Source organism: Erwinia typographi (genome assembly GCF_000773975.1).
GTDB classification, from domain to species: Bacteria; Pseudomonadota; Gammaproteobacteria; order Enterobacterales; family Enterobacteriaceae; genus Erwinia; species Erwinia typographi.
Genome location: NZ_JRUQ01000024.1, coordinates 1 through 16,868 on the forward strand (window position 1 = coordinate 1; position 16,868 = coordinate 16,868).

At 49.6% G+C, this 16,868-nt stretch carries 19 protein-coding genes; 14 read left to right on the forward strand and 5 right to left on the reverse strand.

All coding sequences use genetic code 11. The features are described from left to right. Positions 1–890: 890 nt before the first annotated feature. The 10 genes from NG99_RS29665 (at position 891) to NG99_RS06585 (ending at position 7,430) form a co-directional block, all read left to right on the forward strand. Entirely contained in the window at positions 891–1,061 is a 171-nt protein-coding gene (locus NG99_RS29665; protein WP_198138742.1) for a hypothetical protein, read from the forward strand. Then, positions 1,058–1,210: a hypothetical protein gene (locus tag NG99_RS29135; RefSeq protein ID WP_157032571.1), complete on the forward strand. Its 153-nt coding sequence runs from the start codon at positions 1,058–1,060 to the stop codon at positions 1,208–1,210. Before NG99_RS29665 ends, NG99_RS29135 begins: the two co-directional genes overlap by 4 nt. Then, entirely contained in the window at positions 1,191–1,841 is a 651-nt protein-coding gene (locus NG99_RS27485; RefSeq protein ID WP_052130580.1) for a helix-turn-helix domain-containing protein, read from the forward strand. The genes NG99_RS29135 and NG99_RS27485 overlap by 20 nt, the downstream gene beginning before the upstream one ends. Before the next feature lie 644 nt (positions 1,842–2,485). Then, complete coding sequence (locus tag NG99_RS29140; RefSeq protein WP_157032572.1) at positions 2,486–2,926, forward strand: hypothetical protein; 441 nt, start codon at positions 2,486–2,488, stop codon at positions 2,924–2,926. Positions 2,927–2,948: 22 nt separating this feature from the next. Further along, positions 2,949–3,284, forward strand: a complete 336-nt coding sequence (locus NG99_RS06560) for a hypothetical protein (protein WP_034889866.1) — start codon at positions 2,949–2,951, stop codon at positions 3,282–3,284. A 289-nt stretch (positions 3,285–3,573) separates the two neighbouring features. Next, positions 3,574–3,816, forward strand: a complete 243-nt coding sequence (locus NG99_RS06565) for a hypothetical protein (protein WP_034889869.1) — start codon at positions 3,574–3,576, stop codon at positions 3,814–3,816. Next, positions 3,813–4,181 (forward strand): hypothetical protein, encoded by a 369-nt coding sequence (locus NG99_RS06570; RefSeq protein WP_034889872.1) that lies wholly within the window; start codon positions 3,813–3,815, stop codon positions 4,179–4,181. The genes NG99_RS06565 and NG99_RS06570 overlap by 4 nt, the downstream gene beginning before the upstream one ends. Before the next feature lie 24 nt (positions 4,182–4,205). Next, a complete protein-coding gene (locus NG99_RS06575) occupies positions 4,206–5,246 on the forward strand; it encodes a major capsid protein (RefSeq protein WP_034889875.1) in 1,041 nt (346 codons plus the stop codon). A gap of 122 nt (positions 5,247–5,368) precedes the next feature. After that, positions 5,369–5,563, forward strand: coding sequence for a hypothetical protein (locus tag NG99_RS06580; RefSeq protein WP_034889878.1), 195 nt, complete (start codon positions 5,369–5,371; stop codon positions 5,561–5,563). A 70-nt stretch (positions 5,564–5,633) separates the two neighbouring features. Next, a complete protein-coding gene (locus NG99_RS06585; protein WP_034889881.1) occupies positions 5,634–7,430 on the forward strand; it encodes a hypothetical protein in 1,797 nt (598 codons plus the stop codon). A 724-nt stretch (positions 7,431–8,154) separates the two neighbouring features. Here NG99_RS06585 and pth read toward each other — a convergent pair. Next, positions 8,155–8,742, reverse strand: a complete 588-nt coding sequence (gene pth, locus NG99_RS06590) for an aminoacyl-tRNA hydrolase (protein ID WP_034889884.1) — start codon at positions 8,740–8,742, stop codon at positions 8,155–8,157. Between the two features lie 272 nt (positions 8,743–9,014). Between pth and ychH the strand changes: the two genes are divergently transcribed. Continuing rightward, positions 9,015–9,296: a stress-induced protein YchH gene (gene ychH, locus NG99_RS06595; protein WP_034889886.1), complete on the forward strand. Its 282-nt coding sequence runs from the start codon at positions 9,015–9,017 to the stop codon at positions 9,294–9,296. A gap of 36 nt (positions 9,297–9,332) precedes the next feature. Here the strand turns inward: ychH and NG99_RS06600 are convergent, their stop codons facing one another. From NG99_RS06600 to lolB, 4 genes are all read right to left on the reverse strand, one after another. Beyond that, entirely contained in the window at positions 9,333–10,511 is a 1,179-nt protein-coding gene (locus NG99_RS06600; protein ID WP_034889888.1) for a GGDEF domain-containing protein, read from the reverse strand. Between the two features lie 257 nt (positions 10,512–10,768). Beyond that, positions 10,769–11,716, reverse strand: coding sequence for a ribose-phosphate diphosphokinase (gene prs / locus NG99_RS06605; protein ID WP_013201847.1), 948 nt, complete (start codon positions 11,714–11,716; stop codon positions 10,769–10,771). A gap of 134 nt (positions 11,717–11,850) precedes the next feature. Further along, positions 11,851–12,747 carry a 4-(cytidine 5'-diphospho)-2-C-methyl-D-erythritol kinase gene (gene ispE / locus NG99_RS06610; RefSeq protein WP_034889897.1) on the reverse strand — a complete coding sequence of 299 codons (897 nt, stop codon included), beginning with the start codon at positions 12,745–12,747 and terminating at the stop codon, positions 11,851–11,853. Next, positions 12,744–13,367 carry a lipoprotein insertase outer membrane protein LolB gene (gene lolB, locus NG99_RS06615; RefSeq protein ID WP_034889899.1) on the reverse strand — a complete coding sequence of 208 codons (624 nt, stop codon included), beginning with the start codon at positions 13,365–13,367 and terminating at the stop codon, positions 12,744–12,746. The genes ispE and lolB overlap by 4 nt, the downstream gene beginning before the upstream one ends. 227 nt (positions 13,368–13,594) lie before the next feature. Between lolB and hemA the strand changes: the two genes are divergently transcribed. From hemA to prmC, 3 genes are read left to right on the forward strand one after another with little or no spacing between them, the layout of a single operon-like run. Continuing rightward, a complete protein-coding gene (gene hemA, locus NG99_RS06620; protein ID WP_034889901.1) occupies positions 13,595–14,851 on the forward strand; it encodes a glutamyl-tRNA reductase in 1,257 nt (418 codons plus the stop codon). A 39-nt stretch (positions 14,852–14,890) separates the two neighbouring features. After that, the gene (gene prfA, locus NG99_RS06625; protein WP_034889903.1) at positions 14,891–15,973 is read left to right on the forward strand and encodes a peptide chain release factor 1; all 1,083 of its coding nucleotides are present in this window, start codon (positions 14,891–14,893) and stop codon (positions 15,971–15,973) included. Then, entirely contained in the window at positions 15,973–16,803 is an 831-nt protein-coding gene (gene prmC / locus NG99_RS06630) for a peptide chain release factor N(5)-glutamine methyltransferase (protein ID WP_034889905.1), read from the forward strand. Before prfA ends, prmC begins: the two co-directional genes overlap by 1 nt. Positions 16,804–16,868 lie beyond the last annotated feature (65 nt).

Genomic DNA, 16,868 nt, shown 5'->3' on the forward strand with positions numbered 1-16,868 from the left:
AGAATCGTGTACAGGGTCTCTTTATAAGAATAAACTAAAGTAACTTTGTTTTATTGTTTATTAGTAGTTAATTAGAAAAGAAAGATTACTCCATCCTGTGAGCGACTTCGTCCTGGTCCGCTCACAGAGATATCTGTCAGGCACTCACTACGTTTAATGTGCCACGACAGCTCTACTGATTAATCCCATACCCAACTAAGATAAACCTTTAGTTGTGCCAGGTCTTAATCCTCTATTATGCAGGCTGTCGCTATGCTCCCTCTCGCACTGCATAGGTGTAACAGGCTAACCCCTGTGAATGATAAAACCATTCCCAGTGCTACCCTTAACACTCATTAACAACTCAACCAATACAATAAAAACTGTATTGATTTCATTGATTCGTGCTCTATGTGTAACTGTCTGTCATCGTGCAAGCCTCGACATACAGAACACTCGTTATCAAATCGGTTAATACGATAATGAATGTATTACCCTATCTGACTCGTGCTGGCTCTTTCCTAAGCGTAAGGCCAGGGGGGAATATTCATGGTAAATACTTGGGTGACATCTAAACGGGTATTTGCTAACTGTCACGGAGTTAAAATATAGCTTAACCAGAGCCTCTGTATTGAGTTAAATTGCAATAACTAATGCAGATTATAACTAAACAATAAAAGCGCTTAGAATGGCTTACAGGTGGCTTAAATTCGATGTATGGCTAATTAGGTACATTTAAAGTGTAAATTATCTTGCAAGCATGCGCGTAGGATGATATTCTTACGAGGTTCGTGAATTAACTATTGACAAACGTTTGTTGTTGGGTTATTATAACTAAACAACGGGGAAATAAGCCCATCACTGCACTTTGAGCCAGCTGGCTGCAAGGTGTTTTTTATTATTGGAGGATTATGAAATATTTTAGCATTGAACAGGTTGTAAAAGATTTGCAGAGTGGCGCTGTCCGTCGCCATGTAATTAAAACAAATGAGCGTGCTGCTCTTTCTCGTGGATATACCGAACGGGCCGAGATGTTCGCAGAGGCTATCCGAATTTATGATGAATGGAGAACGGAACAATGAATATACGTTTTGATCCAGAAATATTTGGGAAGCTGCTCAAGAGAGCGAATGCGGAGGATACCAATATTCCAGCATTAACAAATAAGATCTTGAAAGAATACTTTAACAACCTTATCAAAGAGGGAACAGATGGCGAAAAAAATAAATAAAGAAAAACTTGAACCCTTCCTCGCAATAGATTGGGAACTGCTTGCTCTTGAGGTAAAAGACAGAAGTTCTGAACCAGTAGGGAAGGATACCCTCAAACATAAAATGATTTATTCCTACCTGCTAAGTTTATCCCGCACGTTTGATGCCGTATATCCAGAAATGGAAACAATAGCTGCCAGGCTCAATATAGGTAGTAGACAGGTTGCTATGAGACATATTGATGATCTTGAAACTTGGGGTTGGATTAAGAGAAAAAACCGTGCAGGAACATCAAATATTTATCTGATTAAACCCCTGAAGGATGTTCTAAACGGTGACCTATTTATACCTAATGAAACCGAAGCACTTGGTAATAATAGTAAGTCTTTAGAGCCACAACCGGAGCCAGTAGTCATCACGGCAGAGCCAGCAGCAATGCCAACACCTGAAGAGGGGCTGAGCCAATATTTCCTGAAATATTTTGATGCTGGGAAACTATCGAAATGCCTCGATTTCACTGCTGCAATGACAGAGTTTAAAAAATTAATTGATGCTGAACGGGGAACATCGGTAAATATCCCTCAGGGATTCACAGAACATTTAATATTAAATCATCCCCATGTTTATGACAGTTGGGGTATACCATTTTAACCATTGGAGGTTTATTGAATAATGACGCATTTGCTACAACACTAACACTGACAGAGAAGATCGCAATAGCTTGGGGAATCTCCCAAGATACTGAAGAATTCAACCGTGTTTTGGAAATAGTTTATTTATTGGTTAAAAAAGGTAAATCTTCAGAGATTATCCTGAAGGCGTTTATTTAAAAAATAACGGTACCCGTAAATCCGGTAACCGTAAAATCACGAAAGACTCCACCCGAAAATCCGGGGGGAGGTAAGAATATTAATAGGAGGGGAGTTGGATGTAAAGTATATAACTTGTAAAACAAGAAATTATTTCGACTGGATTCAGAGTTTGATAGAAAGAGAAAATGCATATGCGGACTTTATCAGAAATAAGGTTGTTTATCTAAGTATTGAATATCTGCCAGATAAAAATGATATATCAACGAGAGAGTATTTAAAACTCCCGGTTAAAAACTCATTTGTCAAAAAATACTCATCTGAATTATTAGGTGATGACTCACCAAAAAATTAACGATTGGTGTCGCTATGCGAATTCTGATTAATAATCTGGAGTCTTACCCTAAAAATCACTCAGATTTCACGTAGCGTTGCCATTTTTACGATTATCTATATAAATCAATCATTTGCATAATTCAGTTCATCATGTATAACCTATTGATTTTAAATGGGTTTATTTTATGTCTGGTTTTATGCTCGTTACAAAAACTTATTATTGGAGGTCCTATCGCGTATTACACAAGTTCCAACCTGACAGCAACACAAAATTACATTGAGACTCAGAAACGAAAATCAGCGAGAACCAAAAGAACTAAAAAATCTGATTACCGAATGCTTGTTGAACAGCTCCCACCGAAACCGCTTAGCAAAGAGGAGCAATTGATTTTTGATGATATCACATCGAGCGGGTCAGCATACTTTAAACCTAGGGCTATTCAGGTGACCAGATTTGTGGGAACCCCAGAGAGCTGGCAGGGCATATTTGAATCGGAAGAGCATTATTTCCAATGGTTGTCAGCCAACCGACTGCATAGAATAGATGATGATCTGGTGGAATATTTTTCTGAAGCAATCGCAGTAGCATAACAATAATAACATGGAGAATAAAATGAATAACGAAAGCAATTTTGATAAACTAAAAGATATAGTTGAGACTTTAGATGAAATGGTGAGTAGTCTTATTGCAGATGATTATGAAAATCTCGATACTTTTCTGAGTAATCACAGCTGGTGCATGGATAGATTTATGTCCTGGAATTTCCCAACGGAGAGCCTGGACTTTTTCGAATATGTGGTTGAACGCGATATTAATCAATATATCCGTTACCGTGAACTATCTGCTGCACTTATCGCAATCAGTAATACTATTGATCATTTCGATGCTCAACAAAATATGTATGCAGCCATCGCAGCCAAAAGTTTAAATAAAGAAAAACTGCACTGAAAATCATAAAATATATTGACAGAGATACACGTATTGGTGTAATATAATATTAGGGAAGGTGAAGCGTCCCTGAATTTCATTACGTGGGGTTTGAATATTTATCCACGCCTTAGCAACGGGGTGATGCCCGAAAATATTTGCCCATTGTTCTACTCCAAAAAAGAGATTTTGCTTATTGGCATTTGCAAAGTCTTCTTTATTTTCTTCTTAATAGTTTTTTCCTTAGTAGTCAATCTGGGTCGGCATTTGCTGGCCCATTTTTTTATGCATCAAAAAGAATGATAATAATATGATAGATAAAATTTCTATAACATTATTCACCGATGATTTAGAGGTGAGTAATCAGCTTTATTTGTTAGCCAAACAGGCTGGCATTGAATCACAAATAAATATTCCCGAAGAAGATAAATCTTCTTTGAAAAAAGCTTGCTCAGTTATCGCCAAGATGGCGGATGAGATAAATAATAATGAGGATGAAGATTTAAATTCTATCCTGTCAAAAACAATTAAAAAAGGAAATCATAAAAAATGAACCTTGGACAACCCTACACAAGCCTTAAAACCGATGCGGATGTAATTGCATTCAGTGCAAGCGACACCTTCGCTATTAAAAAAGTCACCTTATCTAATGTTGCTATAGACATGGTTCCAGGTACAGTAATTTCGGCAGATGGTTCAAAACTCTCTGATGGCACCGATTCAGATTTTATTATTTCACTGGATTATGTAGACGCAGGAGCTAATAAAACTTTCCGCGCCGTTGACCGGATGGTTATTGTTAATCCAGATGGTCTGGTATTTGATAGTGCTAACCGTGATGCTGTCATTGCGATGATTACCGCTGATGGAAATATCCGTGTGACTACCCAGACGCACCTGTCAATTCCTACTACCTGATTATAATAATAAAAGGATATTTTTATGCCTATTACCTCATTGGATTCATTCCAAAATGCGGATTTAACCTCAACTTTTGTTGATGTATTTAAACCAAAAAATCTACTATTACAGGAATTGAATTTTTTTAGCTCAGTTCCATCTGCAAGCCGATTTGCGGCTGTTGATTATTATGTCGATGAAAGTAGCGATGTACTATTACAGGCCGATAATCAGCGTTTCGGGACCGACACGAACACAGTTAATCTCCGTAAAACCAGCACTGTTAGCCTTGAGGTGCCTTTCACCGAGAATACAGTAACCCTGGGACCTAAAGACTGGCAGGACCTCCGCGAATTCGGTGGCGTTCTGGAAAAATCTTTAGAGCACGTTGTTGCCGAAGCGCTCGAACTACAAGCTGAAGCGCGTGACCAGTGGGTTGAATATAAACTGACCCAGGCGCTTGTAAGCGCTACTCAGACGTCGGAGGATACAGCAAATCCTAACATTAATTATCAGACCCTTTTCGGCTCTGATTATCAGGTATCAGCTCTGGATTTAGCAGCGGCAACCGATGTGCCATTGTGGATTACCAAAACGCAGGCAGCTGTCCGCCGTAAGGCATCTGGTCTGCCAGTAGATAAAATTTTTGTTTTCTGTGCTCCTGAGGCCTATTACGCCGTATTGAGTCATCAGAGCATCAAAGACATGATGAAATATACCGTTGACCCGTTCAACAGTAATAATTTCCTGACCAATTTCGCTACCTACGGCGGGCTTGATACTGTCCAGGCGTTCACGTTCAATAATATGGTATTTGTATTGGTTGAAGACAGATTTTATGGAATGCTGGGTGAAGATGAGATGCTTATTGCACCTCGTTTTGTCGATGGTCCTCGCAACCCACTGAAGAAAATATATACTCGTGCCAGCCGCGACGGTGTTATTGCTCAGCAGGGAGCCCAGGAAAGTTATGCGTATTCTTATTTAACTGAGCGTCGTCATATTTCCCTGTATACCGAGACATCTGCACTTGCTGTTAATATGTTGCCAAGTCTTTATACGAAAGTTACAGCTACGGTTTAACATTATCAAAATCGTATTGCTAATGGCTCTTTGTATATTATCAATGGGCCTGTTAGTAGGGATGGGAGTTTATCTCCCTCTCCATATTATGACTGTATGGTTATTACGAGAGAAATAAAATAATGAAAATCACATTCCAAACAGATTCCAATTTCGTTGTCTGGAACCTCGATGGTGATGACGAAATCCTAAAGCAGATTTTAAATATCACTGGCTGTGCCAGAGTGTTTAATGTGAGCCGGGATGTTATTGCACATCGGGTATACAGAAAGAAAATGCCGGTATTGCTGGCACTTGCTACCGAAGAAATCGAATAAAATTAAAATAAACAGCCCTGCCCGCATAAGTTGGCGGGGTTTTTTTATGCCCATAGGGCAGGGAGTAAATATGAGTACAAAAGTCGAAGCGGCTACGCTTATCAACACGGTAAAATACCAGACAGATAGAGCAAGCCTCAAACGAGTAAGAACCGACCTCAAAAATTTAAAGAAACAGTTTGCTACTAACGCAGCTGCGGAAGCTAAGGCACAAATTGCAGCTGTCAAATCCGTGCATCAGGCACAAGCTAAGGCGCAGAAAGCAGTCGCTCAACAGGCGGCAACTAATACAAATAAAGCCAGGCAGCAACAAATTGCCGATGCAAAGGCCGCTTCTGCTAAATCTCGTGCAGATGAAAAAGCGTTGAAAGCTGCTGAGCGGGCGAAGCTTAATTCAGCTAAAAGGAACCAGACAGCCGATTTACGTTTTAACAAATCAGCGTTTGATATTAACCGTTTGCAGGGGCTGGACTCTCAGGAGAGATACAAAGCATTGCGGGAAGCTCATCGAATCACTGAGGAATATCGCAATCAGAAAATCAGCCTCCAACAAGCTAATGAAGCTCTGCGCCAGCAAAAAGCGATTCTTTCCTCTGTTGCACGTCAGCAACGTAGTGCAAATAAACAGACCGCTGGCGGGAAGTCGATAAACAGATTTAACAATAATAAAATGTTGAGCCTTGGCGGGCTGTTGGCCTCTCCGTTAGGAAGTACTTTATCCGTGGGTGCAGGGGCCTATTTGGCGTATGACAGCGCAAGAGACGCTTTAGCGGGGGCAACAACGCGCCAGCAGGGGCGCAAAATGGTTGCAACCATGGGGTTATCTCCAGAGGAAGCCATAGCTTTGCAGCAGGTAGTCAGGCAACAGACGGGGTTTTCAGTAAGTTACGATAAAATAGCAGATATCGCCAAGGACACGCAGGATAAGATTGGCCAGTTAAGCCTCGGTTCTTGGACCAAAACCAAAAACGGTCAGGCTTCATTCTCAGGCGGTGGGGAAATGAGTGATTGGCTCCAAATCATGGTCAATAGGGCGGGCTACTCCCAGCAGGGTGCCTTATCCACTCTCCAGAATGTTAAAGGCCCGGTTGAGTTAGCCGTCTTACTTCGTTCATTGCAAAAGAGTGCCAAATTGACTGATAGCGAATTTACTGCCCTCAGTGAAACGATTAATGATTTCAGTTATGTAACAAAATCAGTTAGTTACAACGGTCAGAACGTAATTGATACTCTGGATAATTTGGTAAGTACTGGTCAAATCCTGAACTCATCTCAACAGAAAAACGTTGATTATCTTAATACTTTAGGCCAGAGGTCTCAGCAGGTTGGGGATAGCCTGGAAGATACATTTGCGGCTTCTTTTGGTAAGGCGATGTCAGATGCAGGCATATCGACCAAAAATCTCGATGAATCATTTGAAGCTGCCGCCCCATTAATCAAGGGCCTGGGTGAAATGGCGGGGCAGTCAACCGCGAAGTTGCTTGAATGGTCTACCGCATTAGCGGGGTGGGTTAACCGGATGAACACGGAGCTATTCGGGACTAAGCAGCACCTGTCAGAGAACGGAGCATATTATACAGATAGTCCGATTGGTTACGGTGTTGAGAAATTCCAACAGGCGCGTGATTTTCTGACCGGTGGCTCCTCTCAGATTGTCACTATGGCGAATAATCAGCCTCAGGCGAGTAACATGTTCAGCAATGCGACTCAGAGCATCCCGCCTATCAATAACAACCTGGGCATTCAGGTGACGGTAGCACCTAGCCCAGAGTTTGGGAACATCATGGAAGCTCACGCTAACGAGACGTTCAATACTGGTCTGGATAATCTGACATTTGACATGAACAATAGCATGTTGAGGAAGTAACCTTGCACATAAGCCACCTTCAGGGGTGGCTTTTTTGTGCCTGAAATCTGGCCAACTTTAAGGACAACAGATGGGGTTACATCGTGTTGTTTACTGTGTATAATGATGACAACAGATAGCTATAATGCATTGATTTATATTGTTATTATCTTTAGGGCGGAAGTCCGTTACCGGCGTTCACTCACTTGCGTTTCGCAAGGATTAACTCAAGGATCTGCATGGCAATCTGTAAAATTACCAGCAGGATCTTTAGCAATAAAAAAACGATCGCCAGAGTTATCACTGTGGCAGTTCTCCTTTTCAGGAGAGCGCCGCACGTAGCCTGTGCCTTTAACTTCTCCCTCAGCTACGGGCATTACTGTGTGAACAGATGCAAGCGGCTCTCAGGTGGAGGCAGGCAGGACTGCACCACCAGTTTCCTGCCGGGGGAAATTCGAGGCAGTGTTGCCCTCATACACTGTTCGTCCCACCTGATTACCGATCACCTGTATATATTAACAGTATTTTTACCCGCCTGCTAAGTTAAATTAGTCTGTTTTGTGAGCGGTTGACGAAAACGCAGAAAGTGTTAAAATCAAATGCGTGAACAGATGCAAGCAGCACGTTTCAGGCCCGCAGCAAAAGGCTCTGAAACAGGAAAGAAGGGCCTGACTACCAATCAGGCTCTTTTTTTATGCCCGGCTGGCGCGCACTGTCCTTTCATCCCGGCCGGTCAGGATCTGACTCATCCGGCCTTAAAGCTGTGTAGCCGGTTCATCGCTTTCAGCTTGTCATCCTTCAGCCACACTTCCGTACAGCGCGCGGCTTCATCCACGGCATCATCAATCAGCTTTTGCTCAGCGGATTGCGGCTTGCCTAATACATAGCCGACCACTTTATTGCGATCGCCAGGATGACCAATGCCAATGCGCAGGCGATGGAAGTTAAGGTTATTACCCAGCTTGCTGATGATATCTTTCAGGCCGTTGTGGCCGCCGTGGCCACCGCCAAGCTTAAATTTCGCTACGCCCGGCGGCAGGTCCAGCTCATCGTGCGCCACCAGGATCTCTTCCGGCGCGATGCGATAAAAGGTTGCCATGGCCGCGACGGCTTTGCCGCTCAGGTTCATAAAGGTGGTGGGCACCAGCAGGCGAACATCCTCACCGCCAATGTTCAGGCGCGCGGTATAGCCGTAAAATTTACTCTCTTCTTTTAACGCCTGATTGTGGCGCTGCGCCAGTAAATCAACGTACCAGGCACCGGCATTATGGCGGGTGGCGGCGTACTCTGCGCCGGGATTGGCAAGGCCCACAATCAGTTTAATGCTGCTCACTTGTCTGTTTTCCTGGGGAGGTGCAGTGAAGAAGGGGGCTAGTGTACTAAGCCCGGCTGAAGAACTCAAAACTGCGCGTTGTGGTGTGACGCGGATCGCAATAGTTGATCGGCGTGATAATGTGATTTCTATTAAAAATGAGCAGCTTGCACGTAAAGATTTGTCAAACATTGTGCAACAAATGTGATCTGTCCCGCACAGCCTCCCGTAACTATTGCTTAAACTTATCTTATCTGAGTGCAGGAAGGCGCTCTAAAACTGGGAGGTGAAGAATGAAACGTAAACATGCTAATTTTGCCGGCAATGCGCTGATGGTAGTTGGCCTGGTGGTGATGATTGGCGGGGTTGGCTACTCGGTGCTGAATCAGCTTCCACAGTTACAGCTGCCTGAGTTTATGGTTCACGGCGCTATCTTCAGCATTTTTATTGGCGCACTGCTGTGGCTGGTTGGCGCACGCGTCAGCGGCAGAGAAAAAGTGACCGATCGGTACTACTGGGTGCGCCACTATGGCGATAAGCGCTGCCGCAGGTCCGACGGACACAGCCACCATTAAGCCTCTGAAAACGCCTCTGCAAAGAGGCGTTTTGCTTTACTGACCTGCCGCCGCCACGGCAGGAGAATCCTCGACCTCGCTCGCGATGTGGCTGGTTACCCGGTTGCGGCCCAGTGACTTAGCCTGGTACAGCGCTTCATCAGCCGCCATCATCAGCTCGGCCATTTGATGATGTGCGCCGTTACTGGTTGCCACGCCGATACTGACGGTATAGTTAACGGCTTCGGGATGAGAGTGCTCAACCGCAGCCCGAATCTCCCCAGCGCAGCGCAGGGTCTCGCTCTCGCTGGCGGCCATGACAGCAGCAAACTCTTCCCCTCCCAGTCTGGCAAAGTGTCCTTTAGCTGGCATGAGCCGCTCAACCTGATGGCAAAAATCGATCAGCACCAAATCTCCCTTAGCATGACCAAACCGATCGTTGATGCTTTTAAAGTGGTCAAGGTCGAACAACATGATGCTCAAAGGGAGGCCGGATTTATCGCAAAACGTTGCCAGAAGTTCGCCCTTTTCAAACAGCGCGCGGCGATTCCAGACGCCGGTCAGCGGGTCCAGCAGCGAGGCGTTTCTGTACTGAATCTGCGTCCGTTCGTTGACCATCGCCAGCAGGGTAAAGGTTAGTCCGATCACCATCATGATCGATTCCAGAATGACGTATACCGAAAACGTTGAGCCGCCGATCGCGCCGTGCAGCGGGCTGGGAATACCCCCATCAACCATTCCCCGCACAACGTGAAACAGCAGGTGGATCCACAGCAGCAGCTGGGCTGGCCAGTAAGTCACCGGCAGGCAGGTTCGTGAACGGTACAGCTCCACAATCATCCAGCCGGTGTAGATCACGCAGAGAATGCAGATCGCCAGAATACGATAAGGGAGCGAGTGGTAAAACGTCGGCGACAGGCAAAGCAGTATCCATATCAGCGGGCCAGCCAGCCAGAGATAGCCGTAGCGGGCGCCGCGAAACGACCGGAACGCCATAACTATCAGGCTGTACGCCATCAACATCAGCAAATTGCCGACTACCACCGGCAGAAACAGTCGGCCTTCGCTGCGCAGGCTGCTCAGGAACACCGCCAGAATCGTCACGATCAGGGCCAGACACTCAAAACCCAGCACGCGGTTGTACTGTGAGCCTTTCCAGGCAAAGACCATGATGATACTGAGGAAAAACAGCACGTACAGCTCGCAAACGAACAGGGTGTAGACGTCCAGCATCATCTTAAGAATATTCCTGGTGAGTCGGTGCAGGCAAAATATCACTTATGAATCCGGGCCAAAAGACTCTGCCGATCGCTTTGGTAAAAATAGTTTATCAGCAGCGGCTGGCATCGTTCAGGATTGGTGAACAGCAGCAGGAGGGAAACGCCGGGAAGCTATACGGCTGGCGAGAGGGGGGAAAGGATAAAGTGCGTTTGCGGCTGATGCGGAAAGATTTGCCGAAAAAGGCGGGGACGGGGCCAGCCCGTCCCCGACTATCAGTGCTCGAACATCGCAGAGATAGACTCTTCGTTGCTGATGCGGCGGATCGCCTCAGCCAGCATACCTGACAGCGTCAGCGTGCGGACGTTTGGCAGGGCTTTGATCTCTTCCGGCAGCGGAATGGTGTCGCAAACCACCACTTCGTCGATCACGGAATTGCGCAGGTTTTCCACGGCGTTACCGGAGAAAATGGGGTGGGTGGCATAAGCGAATACTCGCTTGGCGCCACGTTCCTTCAGCGCTTCGGCAGCCTTGCACAGCGTACCGCCGGTGTCGATCATGTCATCAACAAGCACGCAGTCACGGCCAGCGACGTCACCGATAATATGCATTACCTGCGAGACGTTAGCGCGTGGACGGCGTTTATCGATGATCGCCATATCGGTGTCGTTGAGCAGCTTGGCGATAGCACGGGCGCGAACGACGCCGCCGATATCCGGAGAGACGACAATCGGGTTCTCCAGACCAATCTGCAGCATATCTTCCAGCAGAATCGGGCTACCAAATACGTTATCAACCGGGACGTCAAAGAAGCCCTGAATCTGTTCAGCGTGAAGATCCACCGTCAGCACACGATCGACGCCTACGCTGGACAGAAAGTCAGCCACTACTTTGGCGGTAATCGGCACGCGGGCGGAACGTACGCGACGATCCTGACGGGCATAGCCAAAATACGGGATAACCGCGGTAATACGGCCAGCGGATGCACGGCGCAGGGCATCTACCATCACAACCAGTTCCATCAGGTTGTCATTAGTAGGGGCACAGGTGGACTGGATGATGAAAATATCACCACCGCGTACATTTTCATTGATTTGTACGCTCACTTCACCATCACTGAAACGACCGACGGCGGCGTCGCCCAGGCTAGTGTAAAGGCGGTTGGCAATACGTTGTGCTAGTTCGGGTGTGGCGTTACCAGCAAAAAGCTTCATATCAGGCACGAGAAGAACCTCAGGCTTTGCGTCCAGAGAATGAACATCATCGTTAGCGGCACTGGGCGGTATACCGTAACGACGGTTTCATACGGGTATAGTCATCTACGTGCAGCATCAGGAACGGGGCGATGCCGTCACGGTCACTCTAAAAGCTCTGCAAGGCGGCGGTGCAGCGGCGAAACGTTAACGCCTCGCGCAACAAAGCTCTGCCACCGTTGTGGAGCCAGCTCTAACACCCGACGGGCAGCAGACTCGGTGTCGAATTCAGCAAACACACAAGCACCTGTCCCTGTCAGGCGCGACGGCGCGTATTCTAGCAGCCAGGAAACAAGCTGTTCAACCTCGCGAAAACGTTTTCTTACTACTGGCTCACAATCATTGCGGTATTCAGCGCTCAATAACTCGCTGATTTGACGGGATGGCGTGTCGCGAATCAGCTCTGGATCGCCAAAAACGACCGGCGTGGAAATGTTTACGCCAGGATGGACAACAAGATACCATTTTTCCTGCGGCGCCACCGGAGTCAATTTTTCGCCCACGCCTTCGGCACAGGCCGAGAAGCCTTCCACAAACACCGGCACGTCTGCGCCGAGGCTCAGCCCCAGAGAGGCCAGCTCGCTCAGCGAAAAGCCGGTTTGCCAGTAATGGTTCAGCGCAACCAGTACGGTGGCGGCATCGGATGAGCCTCCGCCAAGCCCGCCGCCCATTGGCAGCCGCTTTTCAACGGCCAGCGTAGCACCGGCGCCCTCGGACAGCGTGCCCCGCTTCTGGGCGTGCTCGCGCAGCAGCCTGGCCGCGCGGATCACCAGATTATCTTCTTCTTCTACTCCGGCAATCGGCGTCAGCAGGCTGATTCTCCCGCTGGCGTTGGCTTCAATCGTCAGGCTGTCGCCATAGTCTAGAAACTGAAACAGCGTCTGCAAATTATGATAGCCGTCAGAACGACGGCCCGTGATGTAGAGGAACAAATTGAGTTTAGCGGGAGCCGGCCATTTTTCACCGCTGGTGACCGTCGGAGGAAGGTTGCCCGCACTCATTTAACGATCCAGCTGTCCATTTTCAGCTTGATGCGCTGGTTGCCCTCTTTTAACTCAAGATTAGAGGGCAGCGTTGGGTTTTGCTTGCTGTCGTAACCCTGGTAAGTGACCTGCCACTGCTGGCCGTTACGGCTGTAGTTCACCGAGCTCAGGCGGTACTGGTCGTCCAGCGTGTAGTCCGTCGACTCGCCCGGCAGGCCCATCATCCACTGTCGCAGGCTGTTCAGCGGGATATCCATCCCGGTCAGTTGAGAGACCATTTTCTCCGCATCGTTGCTGGTATAGCGCTTGCCTTTATTGTCAACCAGCTGCACCACATTGCCCTGGGCATCCAGCTGCAGTTCGGTGCTGCCAAGCGGGTTGGTCAGCAGCAGGCGATAGCGATCCGGCGCGGTTTGCTGCCAGTTAAAGCGGGCATAAACTTTTTGGCTATCGGAAAGATAGGCAAAAGCGCCACGGGTCTGGTACTGGGTTATTTTTTCAACGGCCTGCTGATGTTGCTGCCACTGTGGGGAGGTAACGCTCTGCCCAGGCCCCTGGGGTTTATTAACGCTACAGGCGGCCAGCAGCACGCTGGCAAGCGGGAGAAGGCGCATCAGGCGGCGATTCTGCATAAACATTATGGGGTCAACTCCTCAGACTCCGGAAGGGCTTGCTTGCCCAAAGTAACCGTCCAAGCTAACCAGCCCGACGGGCGGCGTCAATGCACAATTTGTCTTATTTAATGCTTAATAGCTATATCTTGTTACAGCGAACGGTGAACGATGGCTTTTCTTGATCTCGCGCATCTTGTAGAATGCGCCTCACAAAACCCTATCAACAGTGGGATAACCCCGACCTAATCACCATGACTCTGCTCGCGCTCGGAATTAATCACAAAACGGCCCCGGTGGCTCTGCGTGAACGCGTGGCGTTCGCGCCGGAGACGCTGGATGAAGCCCTTAGCAGCCTGCTGGCCCAGCCGCTGGTGCAGGGCGGCGTGGTGCTGTCTACGTGTAACCGAACCGAACTCTATCTCAGCGTCGAGCAGCAGGAAAACCTGCAGGAACAGCTGGTGAAGTGGCTGTGTGATTATCACCATCTGAGTGCCGATGAGGTGCGTAAAAGCCTCTACTGGCACCATGATAATGAAGCGGTCAGCCATCTGATGCGCGTGGCCAGCGGGCTGGATTCACTGGTGCTCGGGGAGCCGCAAATTCTGGGGCAGGTGAAAAAGGCTTTTGCCGACTCCCACCGTGGGCAGCCGATTGCCAGCGAGCTGGAAAGGATGTTTCAAAAGTCCTTCTCGGTGGCTAAACGCGTGCGGACGGAAACCGAAATCGGCGCCAGCGCCGTCTCCGTAGCTTTTGCGGCCTGTACCCTGGCGCGGCAGATTTTTGAGTCGCTGTCAGAGGTGACCGTGCTGCTGGTGGGGGCAGGGGAAACCATTGAGCTGGTGGCCCGCCATTTGTGCGAGCACAACGTTAAAAATTTAATTATTGCTAACCGCACCCGCGAACGCGCCCAGGTTCTGGCGGATGAAGTGGGCGCGGAGGTGATTAGCCTGGCGGAGATCGATGACCGCCTCAGCGAAGCCGACATCATTATCAGCTCCACCGCCAGCCCGCTGCCGATTATTGGTAAAGGGATGATGGAGCGGGCGCTGAAAAAGCGCCGCAACCAGCCGATGCTGCTGGTGGATATTGCCGTGCCGCGCGACGTAGAGCCAGAAGTGGGCAAGTTGGCCAACGCCTATCTCTACAGCGTTGACGACCTGCAGGCGATTATCGAAAGCAATATGGCGCAGCGCAAAGCCGCCGCCGTTCAGGCCGAAACGATTGTTGTGCAGGAGAGCAGCGAGTTTATGTCCTGGCTGCGCTCGCAAACCGCCGTTGATACCATCCGTGAGTATCGCTCGCAGGCTGAGCAGGTGCGTGCCGAACTGGAAGCCCGCGCGCTGACCGCGCTGCAACAGGGGGCGGATGCACAGGAGGTCATGCGTGAGCTGGCCCATAAGTTGACCAACCGCCTGATCCACGCCCCTACCAAATCCCTTCAGCAGGCCGCCCGTGACGGCGATGATGAACGCCTGCAGATTTTACGCAACAGCCTCGGGCTGGATTAGCGTTTTAGCCTCTATTGATTACAAGGTAAAACAACACCAATGAAGCCTTCTATTGTTGCCAAACTGGAAGCCTTGCAGGAACGCCATGAAGAAGTTGAGGCGATGCTGGGCGATGCTGGCGTCATTGCCGATCAGGAACGTTTTCGCGCGCTCTCCAGAGAGTATGCCCAACTGACCGACGTCAGCCAGTGCTTCAGGCGCTGGCAGCAGAATCAGAACGATATTGCCGCCGCCGAAGAGATGCTCGACGATGCTGAAATGCGCGATATGGCGCAGGAAGAGTTAAAAGAAGCCCGCGCGGTGACTGAGCAACTGGAGCAAGAGTTTCAGGTGCTGCTGCTGCCTAAAGATCCCGACGATGAGCGTAACTGCTATCTGGAAGTGCGCGCTGGAACGGGTGGCGATGAGGCGGGGATTTTCGCTGGCGATCTGTTCCGCATGTACAGCCGCTATGCGGAGGCGCGCCGCTGGAAAATCGAGGTGCTCAGTGCCAGTGAGGGTGAGCACGGCGGCTATAAAGAGGTGATCGCTAAAGTGATTGGCGATGGCGCGTATGGCCGCCTGAAATTTGAGTCGGGTGGACATCGCGTGCAGCGCGTGCCGGAAACTGAATCCCAGGGGCGGATTCACACGTCCGCCTGCACCGTTGCGGTGATGCCGGAGCTGCCGGAAGCGGAAATGCCGGAAATCAACGCGGGCGATTTGAAAATTGATACCTTCCGTTCCTCCGGGGCCGGTGGTCAGCACGTTAACACCACCGATTCTGCGATTCGTATTACCCACCTGCCTACCGGGATTGTGGTGGAGTGTCAGGACGAGCGGTCCCAGCATAAAAACAAAGCGAAAGCGCTCTCCGTGCTTGGCGCGCGTATCCGTGCGGCGGAAACCGCCAGGCAGCATCAGGAAGAAGCGTCCACGCGCCGCAACCTGCTGGGAAGCGGCGACCGTTCCGATCGTAACCGCACCTATAACTATCCGCAGGGCCGCATCACCGATCACCGTATCAACCTGACGCTTTACCGACTGGACGAAGCGATGCAGGGCAAGCTGGATATGCTGATTGAGCCTGTGGTGCAGGAATATCAGGCGGATCAGCTGGCCGCGCTCTCCGGTCAGGATTAATGACCCTCCGCCAGTGGCTGCGGGCGGCCATCGCCCGCTTAGCCGACAGCGACAGCCCGAAGCGGGATGCTGAAATCCTGCTGGGCCTGGTGACTGGCAAATCCCGCAGCTGGATTATTGCTTTCGATGACAGCGAGCTTAGCGTGGAGCAGCTGGAGCAGCTGTCGGCTCTGTTGGAACGCCGCGCAGGCGGCGAACCCATCGCCTGGCTGACTGGCCATCGCGAGTTCTGGTCGCTGGATCTTGCCGTCTCCCCGGATACCCTTATTCCCCGCCCCGACACCGAACTGCTGGTGGAGCAGGCGCTTAGCCGCCTGCCAGCGCAGCCTGCAAACATTCTCGATCTCGGCACCGGCACCGGCGCCATTGCGCTGGCTATCGCCAGCGAAAGGCCGGATTGTCAGGTGATTGGGGTGGATCGCATTGCGGGCGCGGTGGCGCTGGCGGAGAGCAACGCGCAGCGCCTTGGTATCACCAACGCGCAGTTTCGCCTCAGCCACTGGTTCAGCGCTGTCTCAGGCGAACAGTTCGCGCTGATCGTCAGTAATCCTCCCTATATCGACGAAGCCGATGAGCATTTACGCCAGGGCGACGTGCGCTTTGAGCCGCACAGCGCGCTGGTTTCTGCAGAAAATGGCCTGGCGGATATCCGCCAGATCGCAGCAAAGGCTGGCGAGCATCTGCTGGCGGGAGGCTGGCTGCTGCTGGAGCACGGCTGGCAGCAGGCTCAGCAGGTGCGGGCTATTTTGAGCGAAAACGGTTTTACCGGCATCGCCACCTGTCAGGATTATGGCGGCAACGATCGCGTCACTTATGGACAAAAACCGTAGCCGCGAACAAGAGAATGGCCGAATGGCGAGCTCCCCGGCTGACTGGGAAGCCGTTTGGCGGTATC

Bases quoted from the DNA above. Each gene is read 5' to 3' on its own strand.
- ispE (WP_034889897.1), bottom strand. From the start codon at position 12,747: ATGAGTGCGGGCAACCTTCCTCCGACGGTCACCAGCGGTGAAAAATGG.
- NG99_RS06560 (WP_034889866.1), top strand. From the start codon at position 2,949: ATGAATAACGAAAGCAATTTTGATAAACTAAAAGATATAGTTGAGACT.
- NG99_RS27485 (WP_052130580.1), top strand. From the start codon at position 1,191: ATGGCGAAAAAAATAAATAAAGAAAAACTTGAACCCTTCCTCGCAATA.
- NG99_RS06580 (WP_034889878.1), top strand. From the start codon at position 5,369: ATGAAAATCACATTCCAAACAGATTCCAATTTCGTTGTCTGGAACCTC.
- NG99_RS29140 (WP_157032572.1), top strand. From the start codon at position 2,486: ATGTATAACCTATTGATTTTAAATGGGTTTATTTTATGTCTGGTTTTA.
- NG99_RS06575 (WP_034889875.1), top strand. From the start codon at position 4,206: ATGCCTATTACCTCATTGGATTCATTCCAAAATGCGGATTTAACCTCA.
- hemA (WP_034889901.1), top strand. From the start codon at position 13,595: ATGACTCTGCTCGCGCTCGGAATTAATCACAAAACGGCCCCGGTGGCT.
- NG99_RS06570 (WP_034889872.1), top strand. From the start codon at position 3,813: ATGAACCTTGGACAACCCTACACAAGCCTTAAAACCGATGCGGATGTA.
- NG99_RS06600 (WP_034889888.1), bottom strand. From the start codon at position 10,511: ATGATGCTGGACGTCTACACCCTGTTCGTTTGCGAGCTGTACGTGCTG.
- NG99_RS06585 (WP_034889881.1), top strand. From the start codon at position 5,634: ATGAGTACAAAAGTCGAAGCGGCTACGCTTATCAACACGGTAAAATAC.
- prmC (WP_034889905.1), top strand. From the start codon at position 15,973: ATGACCCTCCGCCAGTGGCTGCGGGCGGCCATCGCCCGCTTAGCCGAC.
- NG99_RS06565 (WP_034889869.1), top strand. From the start codon at position 3,574: ATGATAGATAAAATTTCTATAACATTATTCACCGATGATTTAGAGGTG.
- ychH (WP_034889886.1), top strand. From the start codon at position 9,015: ATGAAACGTAAACATGCTAATTTTGCCGGCAATGCGCTGATGGTAGTT.
- NG99_RS29135 (WP_157032571.1), top strand. From the start codon at position 1,058: ATGAATATACGTTTTGATCCAGAAATATTTGGGAAGCTGCTCAAGAGA.
- NG99_RS29665 (WP_198138742.1), top strand. From the start codon at position 891: ATGAAATATTTTAGCATTGAACAGGTTGTAAAAGATTTGCAGAGTGGC.
- lolB (WP_034889899.1), bottom strand. From the start codon at position 13,367: ATGTTTATGCAGAATCGCCGCCTGATGCGCCTTCTCCCGCTTGCCAGC.
- prfA (WP_034889903.1), top strand. From the start codon at position 14,891: ATGAAGCCTTCTATTGTTGCCAAACTGGAAGCCTTGCAGGAACGCCAT.